Below are 14803 nucleotides of genomic sequence, written 5' to 3'. Positions count from 1 at the left end.
GTCTTCGCTCGAATCGTGTCAGCTGTCAGCGCAGCCTTCCGCCGCGCGGCATGCGCATGCCCTTGGGCATGGGGCCCTTCGGGATCGGCATGTTGCTCATCAGGTCGCCCATGGCCCGGAGCCGGTCGTTGACCGATGTCACCTGCGCGCCGGTCAGCACCCGCGGCAGCTTCAGCATCGTCGTGCGGACCTTCTTCAGCGGCACCTGGCCCTCGCCGTCACCGACGATGATGTCGTGCACCGGCGTGTCGACGACGATGCGGGCCATCCGCTTCTTCTCGGCCGCGAGCAGGCTCTTGAGCCGGTTCGGGTTGCCCTCGGCGACCAGGACGATGCCCGGACGGCCGACGGCGCGGTGGATCACGTCCTGGCTGCGGTTCATCGCCACCGCCGGAGTGGTCGTCCAGCCGCGCCCGATGTTCTGGAGCACCGCCGCGGCCGCGCCCGGCTGGCCCTCCATCTGCCCGAAGGCCGCCCGCTCGGCCCGCCGCCCGAAGACGATCGCCATCGCCAGGAAGGCCAGCAGGAAGCCCAGGATGCCCAGGTAGACCGGGTGCCCGATCAGGAAGCCGATCCCGAGGAGGGCGCCGAACACGACGATCCCCACGCCCGCGATGACAAGCCCGACCTTCGGGTCGCTCCGCCGGGTCATCTTGTACGTCAGAGCGATCTGCTTCAGTCGCCCGGGGTTCGCAGCGGCGTCACCGCTGTCTGAATTCGACTTCCTCGCCATGCTCTGAAGTTTACGTGTCCGACGGCGACCGGCTCGCCGCGGCCTCCAGTACGTGCTGCGCCTCCACCCGGGCGCGTGCCCTGCGGCGGTCCTCCAGCACCGACGTCCAGGCGTTGCGGCGCGCCGTGCGCTGCCCGCCGCCCAGCAGCAGCGCCTCCACGACGCGCAGGGCGCCCGTCACGGACGGCAGGGGGGCGAGGGGCGGCCGGGCGGGTCCGGGGGAGGCGGGGAGGGCTGGGGTGCGTACCTGCTGACGTGGGGTTCGCATGTCGGTGTCCCTCTGGAGCGGTGAGCGGTGCGGGCGGCGCCTGTACGGTCCGTGCGGACAGCGTCACCCACCGGTGTTACCAGCGCGTGTCCGGACGGTCAAACCACGACGACGGCCCGGCGCCGCCCGTGCCCCGCCCGGCAGGCGTCCACCTGCGGGGGAGCGTACGGGCGGGCGCCGGGCCGTGCCGGACATCACACCGTGCCGCGGGGCCGTACCGCCGTACCGGCCGCGGGCGGGGTCACACCGCCGGGGCGGCCTCCGCCGAGGCGCCGCGCGCCTCCATCGCCTGCTGGAACAGCCGGCCCGCGCGGTAGGAGGAGCGGACCAGCGGGCCCGACATCACACCGGAGTAGCCGATCTCCTCGGCCTCCTCCTTCAGCTCCACGAACTCCTGCGGCTTCACCCAGCGCTCCACCGGGTGGTGGCGCACGGAGGGCCGCAGGTACTGGGTGATGGTGATCAGCTCGCAGCCGGCCTCGTGCAGGTCGCGCAGGGCCTCGCTGACCTCCTCGCGGGTCTCGCCCATGCCGAGGATGAGGTTGGACTTGGTGACCAGGCCGGCCTCGCGGGCCCGCGTGATGACCTCCAGCGACCGCTCGTAGCGGAAGCCGGGGCGGATGCGCTTGAAGATGCGCGGCACCGTCTCGACGTTGTGCGCCAGCACCTCGGGGCGGGACGAGAAGACCTCGGCCAGCTGCGCGGGGACCGCGTTGAAGTCCGGGATCAGCAGCTCGACCTTGGTGTGGCCGCCCTCGCGGCCGGCGGTCATCGCGTGGATCTGCCGCACCGTCTCCGCGTACAGCCAGGCGCCGCCGTCCTCCAGGTCGTCGCGGGCGACGCCGGTGATCGTGGCGTAGTTCAGGTCCATCGCCACGACGGACTCGCCGACGCGGCGCGGCTCGTCGCGGTCGAGCTCCTGCGGCTTGCCCGTGTCGATCTGGCAGAAGTCGCAGCGCCGCGTGCACTGGTCGCCGCCGATGAGGAACGTCGCCTCGCGGTCCTCCCAGCACTCGAAGATGTTGGGACAGCCCGCCTCCTGGCAGACCGTGTGCAGCCCTTCGCTCTTGACGAGCTTCTGCAGCTGGTTGTACTCGGGGCCCATCTTCGCCCGAGTCTTGATCCACTCGGGCTTGCGCTCGATGGGGGTCTGGCTGTTCCGGACCTCCAGGCGCAGCATCTTGCGTCCGTCGGGTGCGACTGCGGACACGGCTGGCTCCTACGGCTTCGATTCTTCGGCGAACACCAGGGTACGCCCGTCAAAAGTGCGGCCTTACGTCTGGCCAACCCCCGGCCAGAGGGACGCATTCCCCCCAGGTCTGAGCGGTCAGGCGGTGGCCGCCCCCTCCGCCGCCGCCCCGGCCGGAACGGCACCGGCCGGCACGGAACCGGCCGCCGCGGAACCGGCCGGAACGGAACCTACCGGCTCCGGCGCCCGGTCGATCACGCGCGGCTTGGGCTCGGCGTTCTCCAGCACGTCCCGCAGATGGCGCTCCACCACCGGCAGGACCTCGGCGATCGTCACCTCGCGGCCCAGCTCGCCCGCGAGCGAGGTCACGCCGGCGTCCCGGATGCCGCAGGGGACGATCCGGTCGAACCAGGTGTTGTCCGGGTTCACGTTCAGCGCGAAGCCGTGCATCGTGACGCCCTTGGCGACGCGGATGCCGATGGCCGCGAGCTTGCGGTCCTCCCGGCGCTGGCCGGCGTTGGACGGGGCGTACTCCGGGCCGCTGAGGCGCGGGTCGAACTCCTCGTCCGTCAGCCGCGGGTCGAAGTCGAGCGAGAGCCCGCCGAAGGAGGGGCGCTCCTCCACCGGGTCGCCCAGCACCCACACGCCGCTGCGGCCCTCGACACGGGTCGTCTCCAGGCCGAACTCCGCCGCCGTGCGGATCAGCGCCTCCTCCAGACGGCGCACGTGCGCGACCACGTCCACCGGGCGGGGCAGCTTCAGGATCGGGTAGCCCACCAGCTGGCCGGGGCCGTGCCAGGTGATCTTGCCGCCGCGGTCGACGTCCACCACGGGGGTGCCGTCGAGCGGGCGCTCGCTGTCCTCGGTGCGCCGCCCCGCCGTGTAGACGGGCGGGTGCTCCAGCAGCAGGCAGGTGTCGGGCACCTCGTCCGCGAAGCGGGCCGCGTGGACCTCGCGCTGCTTCTCCCATGCGTCCAGGTAGTCCACGGCGTCCTCACCGAACCCCAGATGGACGAATCGCAGCTCACTCACGGCACCGTCTCCCTAGAAATGCGCGTCCCACGCCCCTGCCACTGTACGGCGGCCCGGCCGGAGCGTTCCGGGCGGGCCGCCGGCGCGGGGTCCGGCCCGGCGCGGGCGGCCGGGCGCGGCCCGCCCGAAAGCCGCTCGTCGGCGGCCTTCGGGCGTCACTGCCGGAATCGATCCTCACACGATCGGATGAATGTGGGGCGAAGCCGGTGGTATCGGCTGCGGGGGCAGTTAAATTCGCGCCGTTCCAAGGGGGGTGACCCCGGCCCGGAAGGCAGGAGACCGCACAGCTGATGACGGATCGACCCCCGCAGCGCACCCCCAACCGCCAGCTCGCCGCTCTCATCGCGGAAGCCGGGTTCTCCAACGCAGGTCTTGCCAGACGGGTGGATCAGCTCGGCCTCGAACACGGACTCGACCTCCGCTACGACAAGACCTCCGTCACCCGCTGGCTGCGCGGCCAGCAGCCGCGCGGCACCACACCGGCACTGATCGCCGAGGTGTTCACCCGGCGCCTCGGGCGGCGGCTGTCCGCCCAGGACCTCGGCCTCGACGCCTGCGCGCCGGTGTACGCCGGCCTGGAGTTCGCCGCCACGCCCGAGGAGGCCGTGGACATCGTCAGCGGACTGTGGCGCAAGGACTCCGGCAGCCACAGCGAGCTGCGGAAGATCGCCTTCACCCCGGCGGGTCTCGTCGTGCCGAGCCGCGACTGGCTGATCGGCCGCGCCGACGAGCACGTGGGGCGGGGCGAGCCGGAGGAGGGCGCCGACCCCGGCACGGGCGGCACGCCCCCCGGCCGCGTCCCCGCACAAGGGCGCCCGCCCGGCCGCGGCGGCCCCGGCACGCCGGCCGGCTACGGAGGCTCCGGCACGGGCGCGGGCTACGGAGGCTCCGGTACGGCCGCTGGCTACGGCGGCTCCGGTACGGGCACGGCCGGATACCGCACCGGCCAGGGCGCGCCCGGCGGCCAGGGCCCCGGCGGCGTACCCGGCCCGGCCCGTACCGCCGGGCCGCTGCGGGGCGCACCGGCGCGCCCCGGCGGCCCCGGGGGACCGGCGCCCGCCCGTACCGTGCCCGCCGCCAGGACCGGCGGCCTGCCGCACCACGACGGGAGCGCCGCGGAGCCGGCCGGCACCCTGCTCGGCGCCTCCCGCCGGCGCGGCACCGAGGGCGGCCCCGGGCAGCGGGTGACCGCCGGGGACATCGCCGCCCTCCGCTCGGTCGGGGAGCTGTTCCGGACGCTGGACCACGCGTACGGCGGCGGCCACGCCCGCCAGGCCCTCGTGCGCTACCTGGAGCACGAGGCCGAGCCCATGCTGCGCGGCACGTACGGCGAGGCGACCGGGCGGCGGCTGTTCGGCGCGGCGGCCGACCTGACGCGGCTGGCCGGCTGGACCTCGTACGACATCGCCGCGCACGGGCTGGCGCAGCGGTACTTCGTGCAGGCGCTGCGGCTGGCGCAGGCGGCGGGCGACCGGGCGTACGGCTCGTACGTCCTGGTCACCATGAGCCGGCAGGCCGTGTACCTGGGCCACGGGCGGGAGGCCGTGCAGCTGGCGCGCGTCGCGCAGCAGGGCGTCGGCTCGGCGGCGCCGCCGGCCGTCCAGTCGATGCTGCACGCGGCGGAGGCGCGCGGGCACGCCGTCCTGGGCGAGGCGCGGCCCTGCGCGGCGTCGCTGGCGCGGGCCGAACGGGCGCTGGAGGGCGCCCGGCCGGGCGAGGACGTCCCGGCCTGGGCGCGCTCCTTCGACGAGGCGCACCTGGCCGACGAGCTGGCGCACTGCCACCGGGACCTCCAGCAGCACCGGGCCGCCGCCCAGCACGCGGAGCGGGCGCTCCAGCTGTACCCGGCGGGGTACGCGCGCAGCCGTGCCTTCTGCCGGGTCGTGCTGGCCACGGCGCGGCTGGCGCTGGGCGAGCTGGAGCAGGCGTGCGCGCTGGGCGCGGAGGCGGCGCGGCAGGCCGCCGACATGCGCTCGGCGCGGGCGGTGGAGTACGTGCGGGACTTCGAGCGGCGCCTGGAGCCGCACCGGGACGCCCTGCCGGTGCGCGCGTACCGCGAACGGACGGCCGCGCACCACTGAACGCCCCGCGCGGCGCCCCCGCCCGGAGGCCGGGTCGTCGGGTGGGGCGTCCCGGACCCGGCGCCCCGGACCGGCCGCTCCCGGGCGGTCGGGCCCCGGGGCGTCAGGTCCGCCGGGGAGGCGGGCCGCCGGGGCCCCGCCTCCGGGGCGTCACGCCGCCTCCGCCTCGGTGGACGGTGTCGCCGGGGGGACGTTCAGGTCCTGGAGGATCGCCTGGGCGGCGCGGTGCCCCGAGTGGAGGGCGCCCTGCGGGGAGCTGACGTCCCGGTGGTCGCCGCACACGTACAGGCCCGCCAGCAGCCGCACCGGGCGGCGCAGGTCGTGCGGGGCGGGCATCGCCGGGACGGCCTCCGGGTCGTGCCGTACCGCCAGCAGCTCCCAGTCCGCCGTCCCCGTGCCGTACAGCGCCGCCAGGTGCCCGCGGACGCGGGCGTCCAGGTCGTCCGGCGGCGTCCCCAGCACCGTCGACGTGACCAGCACCCGGCCGTGCGGGGCCCGCGTCGGGTCCACCTCGCTCATCACCGCCGTGTGCGACACCGGGCCCGACCGGTCGGCGTCCAGCACCAGCGCGGGCGCCTCCAGCGGGGACTGCGGCGCGGTGTGGTGGAGCACCGTCACCGGGTGGAAGGACGGCACGCGCAGGCCCGGCAGCAGCTCCGCCGCGGCGCGCGCGCCCGTCGCCACCACCAGCGACCGGCAGGAGATCTCGCCGTGCTCCGCCGTCACCACCCGGCTGATCGACGCGTCCTTGACCCGCACCCCCGTGCGGACCGTCCCCTCCGGGAGCGCCGCCGCCATCCGCTCCGGCAGCCGCACCGCCCCGCCCGCCGGGACGCACAGCCGCCCCCGGGCGAAGCTCCGCAGCGCCAGATCGGCGCAGCGGCTGGACGTCGTCAGGTCCGGGTCGCTCAGCAGCGCGCTCAGCAGGGGCCGCAGGAACGACGTGACCGTCCTCGCCGGCAGGCCGCGCGCGGACAGCGCCTCCGCGGCGGTGCGCTCGCGCCGCGCCAGCAGCCGGTCCGTCGGTGTGCCCGCGAGCCGGGCCAGCGAGGCGCCGAGGCGCGCCTGGTCCAGCGGGCGGGGGCCGCTCGCCAGCGCCCGCGCCCGGGTCAGCGCCGAACGGGGCCCGCCGCGCACCTCCCCGGTGCGGTGCAGGCGCCCCGCGCTGTGCACCAGCACGCCCGGCTGGAACCGGCGCAGGGCCCCCGTGTCCACCCCGGCGACCCGGTGCAGCTCCGGGTACGAGGTGGTGAGCAGCGGCCCGACCCGGTCCAGGCGGAACCCGTCGACGTGGTCGGTGGCCATCCGCCCGCCGACGTGCGGGGCGGACTCCAGGACCCGTACGACCAATCCGGCACTGGTCAGATGGTGAGCCGCGGCCAGCCCCGCGAGCCCGGCTCCGACGATGACGACGTCCGCGTGATCTGCGGTACTGAGCACGTGACCCTCCCCGGGTGACGGTTCGGTGCGTGGGTGGCTCATGCCCTGGACGGGCCGCCGGAATGCCCGCGTACGGGTCCCGGCGAGCCGAGCGGCATCAGAGCGTAGGCCGCGACGCCGGCGAGGGGGAGTCGCGCGCGCGGGGGGTCACCGAAGCACGGAGGTCGCACACGCGTGCTGTTCCGGCCGCCCCCGTCGCACCTGCGGGCACGGGCCGTGCGCGGAGCGCGGGGTGCGGGTCCTCAGCCCGCCGCGCCCGCCGCCCGCGCGTCCCTCAGCCCGGCGTGCCCGCCGCCGTATCTCAGCCCGCGCGCCCGCCGCCCGCGCGCGTCCCTCAGCCCGTCGTGCTCACCGTCGCTCAGCGCGCCGTGCCGCCGCCTCCCGCCGCCGCGCGCACCGCCGACTCCACCGTCGGGAACGCGAAGCGGAAGCCGGACTCCAGCAGCCGGCGCGGCAGCACCCGCTGGCTGCCCAGCACGTCGCGGGCGAACTCCCCGAGGGCCAGGCGCAGGGCCGGGGCGGGGACGTGCAGCAGGGCGGGGCGGCGCAGGACGCGGGCCATCGCGGCGGTCACCTCCCGGTTGGTGACCGGCTCCGGGGCCGTCAGGTTCACCGGTCCGGCCAGGTCCGGGGTGTCCAGCAGATGGCGCAGCGCGGCCACCTCGTCGTGCAGGGCGATGAAGCTCCAGTACTGCCGGCCGTCCCCGAGCCGCCCGCCGAGGCCCGCGCGGAACAGCGGGAACAGCCGCCCCCACGCGCCGCCCCGCGCGGCCACCACCAGTCCCGTACGGGCGTACGCCACGCGGATCCCGGCCTCCTCGGCCGCCGCGGCCGCCTCCTCCCACTCCACGCACACCGACGGCAGGAACCCGTCGCCCGCCGGGGCGGACTCGTCCACCGCGCGCGTGCCCGTGTCGCCGTAGTAGCCGAGCGCCGTGCCGCACACCAGCACCTCCGGAGGCACGTCCAGCGACGCCACCGCCTCCGCGACGGCGGCCGTGCCCAGCACGCGGCTGTCGCGGATCTCCCGCTTGTACGCCTCCGACCAGCGCCGGTCGCCCACCCCCGCGCCCGCCAGGTGCACCACCGCGTCGCAGCCGGCGAGGCCCGCCACGTCCACGTACTGCCGCTTCGGGTCCCACTCCACCTCGTCCGCCCCGCGCGCGGGGCGCCGCACCAGCGTCACGACCTCGTGCCCGTCGGCCCGCAGGGAGCGCACCAGCGCGGAGCCGATCAGCCCGCCCGCACCGGTCACGGCGACCCTGCGGCGGACGTGGGGGAGGGGGGACGGGGAGCCAGGGATAAGTGACATGACCACATCCTGCCCGCGTGGCACAGTGACGGCCATGACCGCCTCCCCGATACGCCCCGCGCGCCCCGGCGACGCCGAGGCCCTCAGCCTGCTCGACCACACGACCTGGTCCCCGGTGCACGCCGTGACGCCGCGCCCGCAGCCGCCGTTCGACCCGTTCTTCGACGCCGACCACCGCCCCGAGGACTACCTCGTCGCGGACCTCGGGGACGGCCCGGTCGGCTACATCCGCATCGGCTTCCCCACGCGCCTCGCCTGCAACCGCCATGTGCGGCAGATCCAGGGCCTCGTGGTGGCCGAGTCCGTACGGGGCCGGGGCATCGCCCGCGCGCTGCTGCGCGCCGCCTGCGACGAGGCGCGCCGCCGGGGCGCCGTGCGGATGACCCTGCGCGTCCTCGGCCACAACGGGCCCGCGCGCGCCCTGTACGCCTCGGAGGGCTTCGCCGTCGAGGGCGTCCTGCCGGGGGAGTTCCTGATCGACGGGGCCTACGTCGACGACGTGTTCATGGGGCGGTCCCTGCTCGCCGGGTGACCGTGCGGGGCGGCCGCCGGGACCGGGAGGGTCAGGCGGCGACCAGGATGACCGGGTAGAGCACGCCCACCCCGCCGGTGAGGAGGCCGGCGGCGCACAGGCCCCGGCCCAGCCCGCGGCCGAGGCCCAGGAACCCGAACGTGACCGCGAGGCTGCCGGACAGCAGCGGGATCGCGATGCCGACGAAGCCCGCGAAGACGGCGGCGACCAGGGCGATCACGCCGAGGAAGAGCGACACCGGCCCGTAGAGGGTGGCCGGGCTGTCCGCGGAACCGGTCGTCATGTCGAGCTCCTCGCCTCTGGGCGTCGGTCGTCCCCCGGGGCCCGCACGCGGCGGCCCCGGTCCTCATCCTGGCACCGCGGGGCGCCCCGCCGGGGGCCGTTCGGGCAGGACCGGCGGGGGTGAGGCGGAGATCACGTACGGCCGACCGCCGGAGGCACCGCCTCCGGTCCCGCCGGGCGCGCGACAGCCCGGGGGGACGGCGCGGCTATCCGCCGAAGCGGTCCCACAGGCGGGGCAGCCGCTCCGCGAGGGCCTCGTCGTCGTCCAGGTCGAGCGGGGTGCCCCGCGGCTCGGGCGGCGGTGTCGCCAGGCCCAGGTCCGGTGTCTCCACGCCGGTCAGCGCCTCGTACGCCTCGTCCGCCACGAAACCGATCTCCTCGCCGTCGCCGTCGACCGACGGGTCGAAGTCCTCCAGCAGCTCGGCGAGGACCTCCGGATCGTGCACGGCGCCCTCGAACACCTCCCGGCCCTGGCCGATCAGCCAGCACCGGAAGTAGTCGAACACCTCGTCGGCCGTGGTGCCCAGCAGGATCGCCGCGGCGGCCCGCAGGTCCCAGGTGTCCGCCCGGTTGTAGCGGGCCTCGAAGTGGCGGGCGAAGTCGAGCACGGCGTCGGGGTCGAGCTGCACCAGGCGCTCCACGAGCAGCTCGGCGTGGTCGTCGGGGTCGCGCTCGGCGGCCTCGCGGGTCGAGTCCACCAGTTCCCAGAACTCCGTCTCGTCCATCACGGGACCAGCATCCGGTGTCGCGGGGCGCGGCGCACGCGGAGAACCCGCCGGACACGACACGGGAAACCGGACGGGAAAACCGGACAGGAGATGTCGCCTTTGGGTGGCACGGTCGCCTCATGACGACGAACACCACCCCCACCCAGCAGGAGAACCAGCCGCTCGCCGGCACCGTCGCCCTCGTCGCGGGCGCCACCCGGGGCGCGGGCCGGGCCATCGCCGTCCAGCTCGGCGCCGCCGGGGCCACCGTCTACGCCACCGGGCGCACCACCCGCGCGCGCGTCAGCGAGGTCGGCCGGGCGAGCGAGACGATCGAGGAGACCGCCGAACTGGTCACCGCCGCCGGCGGCCGGGGCATCGCCGTGCCCACCGACCACCTCGTGCCCGGCCAGGTGCGCGAGCTGGTCGACCGCATCGACGCCGAGCAGGGCCGACTCGACGTGCTGGTCAACAGCTGCTGGGGCGGCGACCACCTCCTCGTGCCGACCTGGAACGCCAAGATGTGGGACATCGACCTGGAGCAGGGGCTGCACATGCTGGACCTCGGCGTCCGCACGCATGTGATCACCAGCAGCATCGCCCTGCCGCTGCTGGTGCGCCGCCCCGGCGGGCTGGTCGTGGAGATGACGGACGGCAACGCCGAGTACAACCGCCGCTTCCGCGAGCAGTTCTACTTCGACCTCGCCAAGACCGCCCCCATCCGCATGGCGTTCGGCCTGGCCCACGACCTCCGGGACGCCGGAGGCACCGCCGTGGCCCTCACCCCCGGCTTCCTGCGCTCCGAGGAGATGCTCGACCACTTCGGCGTACGGGAGGAGAACTGGCGCGACGCCTGCGCGCGGGAGCCGCATTTCGCCATCGCCGAGTCGCCGGTGTACGTCGGCCGGGCCGTCGCCGCGCTCGCCGCCGACCCGGACAAGGCCCGCTGGAGCGGCCAGTCGCTCAACAGCGGGCAGCTCGCCAAGGAGTACGGCTTCACCGACGCGGACGGATCGCAGCCGGACGCCTGGGGGTACTTCCGGGACGTCGTCCACGGCGGCAAGGACGGCACGGCCGACGACTACCGCTGAACCGCACGGCGCCGGGCCGGCCGCGTCCCGCCGGCCCGGCGCCCCGTACGGCCCTCCCGCGCCGCCCGCGCGCCCGCGGGAGGGCCCCGCGGCCCGCACCGGTCCCGCGGCCGCGGCACCGCCCCGCAGGGCCTCCCGCCGGACCCGCGCGCCTACGCCCGGCCAGTGCGCCTACGCCCTGCGCGCCTACGCCCGGCCAGTGCGCCTACGGCCGGTCCGGGCCGTACAGCCGGGCCATCCGCTCCGCCGCCCGCGCGAACCGCTCGCGCAGCGCCGCGGGCTCCAGCACCTCGGCCTCCGGGCCCAGCCCCAGCAGCTGCCCGAACGCCACGTCCTCGGACTCCACCGGAAGGGTGACCGTCACACGTCCGGCGGGGTCCGGGGGCCCGGCCGCGTCCAGCGCCTCCCGCGCCGCCGCCCGGTCCGTGACGTACGGCAGGCCGCGCGCCCCCGCCTCGGTCAGCCGCACCACGACCGCCGTACGCAGCAGCGACCGCGCGAACTGGGCGGCCCGCTCCTCCCAGAACCCGGGCAGGTCGAACGCCTCGTCCCGCTCGAACCCCTCCTCGCGCACCGCGACCCGCGCGAACCGGTCCACCCGGTACACCCGCACCGCGTCCCCGGCCCGCGCGCACAGGTACCAGACACCCGCCTTCAGCACGAGCCCGTACGGCGCGAGCTCCCGCTCCACCTCGCCCTCGCCGCGCCGGTAGACCGCGTCCACCAGCCGGTCGCCCCACACCGCCTCCGCGATCACCGGCAGCAGCTCCGGCGTCTGCGGCTCCTGGTACCAGCCGGGCGCGTCCAGATGGAACCGCTGCGCCGCCGAGTCCGACGCGTCCCGCAGCGACGGCAGCAGCGCCGCCGACACCTTCAGGCGGGCCGCCGACGCCGCGTCGTCCAGCCCCATCTCGCGCAGCGCGCCCGGCACGCCCGACAGGAACAGCGCCTCGGCCTCGCTGCGGGCCAGCCCCGTCAGGCGGGTCCGGTAGCCGCCCACGAGCCGGTAGCCGCCGCCGCGCCCCCGGTCCGCGTACACGGGGACACCCGCCTCGGACAGGGCCAGCGCGTCGCGCGTCACGGTCCGCTCGGACACCTCCAGCTCACGGGCCAGCTCGGCGGCGGTCATGGACGGCCGGGACTGGAGCAACAGCACCATCTTGATCAGACGAGCGGCACGCATCCCGCCATGATGCCCCGCCCCGTGACCCGGACCGCGCCCGGATACGGCCGTGCCCCCGGCCGCCGCGCGGGGCGGCGGCCGGGGGCACGGGCGCGTGGAACGGGGAGCCTTACAGGCCGTACCGCTCGCGGGCGTCCTTCACCGCGGAGGCCGGGACCTCGCCGCGGCGGGCCAGCTGGGCCAGCGCGGCGACCACGATCGACGGGGCGTCCACGCCGAAGTGGCGGCGGGCCGCCTCGCGGGTGTCCGACAGGCCGAAGCCGTCGGCGCCCAGCGACGTGTAGTCCTGCTCGACCCACTGCGCGATCTGGTCCGGGACCTGGCGCATGTAGTCGCTGACGGCCAGCACGGGACCGGGCGCGTCGGCCAGCGCCTGGCGCACGTACGGCACCCGCTCCTCGCCGCGCAGCAGCGCCGCGTCGGCCTCCAGCGCGTCGCGCCGCAGCTCCGTCCAGGAGGTCGCCGACCACACGTCGGCGGTCACGCCCCACTCCTCGGCCAGCATCCGCTGCGCGTCCAGCGCCCAGTGGATCGCCGTGCCGGAGCCCAGGAGCTGGATGCGCGGCGCGCCCTCGGCGCCCGAGCCCTCGCGGAACCGGTACAGGCCCCGGATGATGCCCTCGTCGACGCCCTCGGGCTTCGCCGGCTGCGGCATCGGCTCGTTGTAGACGGTCAGGTAGTAGAAGACGTTCTGGTCCTCGCCCGGGGCGCCCTCGCCGTACATCCGGCGCAGACCCTCCTTGACGATCACCGCGACCTCGTAGGCGAACGCCGGGTCGTAGGTGAGCGCGGCCGGGTTGGTCGCGGCGATGACGGGCGAGTGGCCGTCGGCGTGCTGGAGGCCCTCACCGGTGAGGGTGGTGCGCCCGGCGGTGGCGCCGACGAGGAAGCCCCGGCCGAGCTGGTCGGCGAGCTGCCACATCTGGTCGGCGGTCCGCTGCCAGCCGAACATCGAGTAGAAGATGTAGAACGGGATCATCGGCTCGCCGTGCGTGGAGTACGCGGTCGACGCGGCGATGAAGTCGGCCATCGAGCCGGCCTCGGTGATGCCCTCGTTCAGGATCTGGCCGTTGACGGCCTCCTTGTAGTACATCAGCTGGTCGCGGTCGACCGGCTCGTACGTCTGGCCCTTCGGCGAGTAGATGCCGAGCGACGGGAAGAGGCTCTCCATGCCGAAGGTGCGGGCCTCGTCGGGGACGATCGGCACCCAGCGCTTGCCGGTCTCCTTGTCGCGGACCAGGTCCTTGACGAGCCGTACGAACGCCATGGTCGTCGCGACGGACTGCGAGCCGGAGCCCTTGTCGAACGCGGCGAACGCCTTCTCGGCCGGGGCCGGCAGCGGGGCGACCGGGTGGACGCGGCGGGCCGGGGCGGGGCCGCCGAGCGCCGCGCGGCGCTCCTGGAGGTAGCGGACCTCCGGCGCGTCGGCGCCCGGGTGGCCGTAGGGCACCTGGCCGTCGGCGAACGCGCTGTCCGGGATGGGCAGGCCCAGGCGGTCGCGCATCTCCTTGAACTCGTCCACCGTCAGCTTCTTCATCTGGTGGTTGGCGTTCTTGGACGCGAAGCCCTTGCCGAGGGTGTGGCCCTTGACGGTCTGGGCGAGGATCACGGTCGGCGCGCCCTTGTGGGAGAGCGCGGCCTTGTACGCGGCGAAGACCTTGCGGGACTCGTGGCCGCCGCGCGAGTAGTGGAAGCACTCGATGATCTTGTCGTCGGACAGCAGCTTCGCCATCTCGACGAGCGCCGGGTCCTTGCCGAAGAAGTCCTCGCGGATGTAGGCCGCGTCACGGGTCTGGTACGTCTGGACCTGAGCGTCCGGCACCTCGCGCAGGCGGCGGACGAGGGCGCCCGTGGTGTCCAGCTGGAACAGCTCGTCCCAGGCGGTGCCCCACAGGGTCTTGACCACGTTCCAGCCGGCGCCGCGGAACTGGGCCTCCAGCTCCTGCACGATCTTGAAGTTGGCGCGGACCGGGCCGTCGAGGCGCTGCAGGTTGCAGTTGATGACGAAGGTCAGGTTGTCCAGGCCCTCGCGGGCGGCCAGGGCGAGCGCCGCGGTCGACTCGGGCTCGTCCATCTCGCCGTCGCCGAGGAACGCCCACACGTGCGAGGCGGAGACGTCCTTGATGCCGCGGTTGGTGAGGTAGCGGTTGAAGCGCGCCTGGTAGATGGCGGAGAGCGGGCCCAGACCCATGGAGACGGTCGGGAACTCCCACAGCCACGGCAGGCGGCGCGGGTGCGGGTAGGAGGGCAGGCCGTTGCCGCCGGACTCCTGCCGGAAATTGTCGAGGTGCGCCTCGGTGAGGCGGCCGTCCAGGAAGGCGCGGGCGTAGATGCCGGGGGAGGCGTGGCCCTGGATGAACAGCTGGTCGCCCGAGCCGTCCCGCTCCTTGCCGTGGAAGAAGTGGTTGAAGCCCGTCTCGTAGAGCCAGGCGGCGGAGGCGAAGGTGGCGATGTGGCCGCCCACGCCGTACTTGGAGCCGCGGGTCACCATGGCGGCGGCGTTCCACCGGTTCCAGGCGGTGATGCGGGCTTCCAGCTCCTCGTCGCCGTCGAAGCCGTAGCCGGCCTCGGCGGCGGTCGGGATGGTGTTGACGTAGTCCGTCTCCAGCAGCCTCGGCAGCGCCAGACCGGCGTCCTGGGCCCGCTCCAGGGTGCGGCGCATCAGGTACGCGGCACGGTGCGGCCCCGCCGCGGCGGTCACGGCGTCGAGGGACGCCTGCCACTCGGCGGTCTCCTCGGGGTCGCGGTCCGGGAGCTGGTCGAGCTCGCTCGGCTGGATGCGGGTGGGGTCGGTCATAATCGCCGCCTTCCGGAGTCGAAGGGGTGTGGAGCCCTTGGTCTTGGCAGGACAGGGCGAGGGGGACCTCTGTTGAAGTCCGCCGACGACTGTACGACCGTGATCGATGATCGATCAAAGGGTAAGCGGCAAAATCTTATGTCAACGGGCAAAGTC

General features: G+C 75.1%; 13 protein-coding genes. 3 read left to right on the top strand and 10 right to left on the bottom strand.

The annotated features are described in order from the left end of the window. Positions 1-25 precede the first annotated feature (25 nt). The 4 genes from ACSUPT_RS07275 to lipB all read right to left on the bottom strand — a co-directional run bounded on the left by ACSUPT_RS07275 (position 26) and on the right by lipB (position 3222). A complete protein-coding gene (locus ACSUPT_RS07275) occupies positions 26-733 on the bottom strand; it encodes a DUF4191 domain-containing protein (protein WP_351967937.1) in 708 nt (235 codons plus the stop codon). A gap of 10 nt (positions 734-743) precedes the next feature. Continuing rightward, a complete protein-coding gene (locus ACSUPT_RS07270) occupies positions 744-1001 on the bottom strand; it encodes an SCO2195 family GlnR-regulated protein (RefSeq protein WP_351967938.1) in 258 nt (85 codons plus the stop codon). Positions 1002-1242: 241 nt separating this feature from the next. Beyond that, on the bottom strand, positions 1243-2211 hold the full coding sequence (gene lipA, locus ACSUPT_RS07265; protein ID WP_351967939.1) for a lipoyl synthase: 969 nt from the start codon (positions 2209-2211) through the stop codon (positions 1243-1245). 117 nt (positions 2212-2328) lie between these two features. After that, complete coding sequence (gene lipB / locus ACSUPT_RS07260; RefSeq protein WP_351967940.1) at positions 2329-3222, bottom strand: lipoyl(octanoyl) transferase LipB; 894 nt, start codon at positions 3220-3222, stop codon at positions 2329-2331. A 290-nt stretch (positions 3223-3512) separates the two neighbouring features. On the opposite strand from lipB, the gene ACSUPT_RS07255 reads away from it, so the two are divergent. Next, the gene (locus ACSUPT_RS07255) at positions 3513-5303 is read left to right on the top strand and encodes a regulator (protein ID WP_436943761.1); all 1791 of its coding nucleotides are present in this window, start codon (positions 3513-3515) and stop codon (positions 5301-5303) included. Positions 5304-5453: 150 nt separating this feature from the next. Here the strand turns inward: ACSUPT_RS07255 and ACSUPT_RS07250 are convergent, their stop codons facing one another. After that, entirely contained in the window at positions 5454-6743 is a 1290-nt protein-coding gene (locus tag ACSUPT_RS07250; RefSeq protein ID WP_436943759.1) for an NAD(P)/FAD-dependent oxidoreductase, read from the bottom strand. A 358-nt stretch (positions 6744-7101) separates the two neighbouring features. After that, the gene (locus ACSUPT_RS07245) at positions 7102-8055 is read right to left on the bottom strand and encodes a TIGR01777 family oxidoreductase (protein ID WP_351967943.1); all 954 of its coding nucleotides are present in this window, start codon (positions 8053-8055) and stop codon (positions 7102-7104) included. 34 nt (positions 8056-8089) lie between these two features. Here ACSUPT_RS07245 and ACSUPT_RS07240 point away from each other — a divergent pair, with 34 nt between their 5' ends. Next, positions 8090-8587: a GNAT family N-acetyltransferase gene (locus tag ACSUPT_RS07240; RefSeq protein ID WP_361664462.1), complete on the top strand. Its 498-nt coding sequence runs from the start codon at positions 8090-8092 to the stop codon at positions 8585-8587. A gap of 31 nt (positions 8588-8618) precedes the next feature. Here the strand turns inward: ACSUPT_RS07240 and ACSUPT_RS07235 are convergent, their stop codons facing one another. Together ACSUPT_RS07235 and ACSUPT_RS07230 are read right to left on the bottom strand one after the other, a co-directional pair. Continuing rightward, positions 8619-8870, bottom strand: coding sequence for a hypothetical protein (locus ACSUPT_RS07235; RefSeq protein WP_403504633.1), 252 nt, complete (start codon positions 8868-8870; stop codon positions 8619-8621). Positions 8871-9075: 205 nt separating this feature from the next. Beyond that, a complete protein-coding gene (locus ACSUPT_RS07230) occupies positions 9076-9594 on the bottom strand; it encodes a DUF4240 domain-containing protein (RefSeq protein WP_361664476.1) in 519 nt (172 codons plus the stop codon). 122 nt (positions 9595-9716) lie between these two features. On the opposite strand from ACSUPT_RS07230, the gene ACSUPT_RS07225 reads away from it, so the two are divergent. Continuing rightward, a complete protein-coding gene (locus ACSUPT_RS07225; RefSeq protein WP_351967946.1) occupies positions 9717-10667 on the top strand; it encodes an SDR family oxidoreductase in 951 nt (316 codons plus the stop codon). Between the two features lie 205 nt (positions 10668-10872). Here the strand turns inward: ACSUPT_RS07225 and ACSUPT_RS07220 are convergent, their stop codons facing one another. Beyond that, complete coding sequence (locus ACSUPT_RS07220; protein ID WP_436943753.1) at positions 10873-11850, bottom strand: helix-turn-helix transcriptional regulator; 978 nt, start codon at positions 11848-11850, stop codon at positions 10873-10875. A gap of 109 nt (positions 11851-11959) precedes the next feature. Further along, on the bottom strand, positions 11960-14647 hold the full coding sequence (gene aceE / locus ACSUPT_RS07215; protein WP_351967948.1) for a pyruvate dehydrogenase (acetyl-transferring), homodimeric type: 2688 nt from the start codon (positions 14645-14647) through the stop codon (positions 11960-11962). Between the last annotated feature and the right edge of the window lie 156 nt (positions 14648-14803).

The sequence above is a fragment of the Streptomyces sp. SudanB25_2051 genome (assembly GCF_964272635.1).
Classification (GTDB): Bacteria; Actinomycetota; Actinomycetes; order Streptomycetales; family Streptomycetaceae; genus Streptomyces.
The sequence above is the reverse complement of the archived record's forward strand: the minus strand, read 5'-3'. Positions and strand labels throughout refer to the sequence as shown.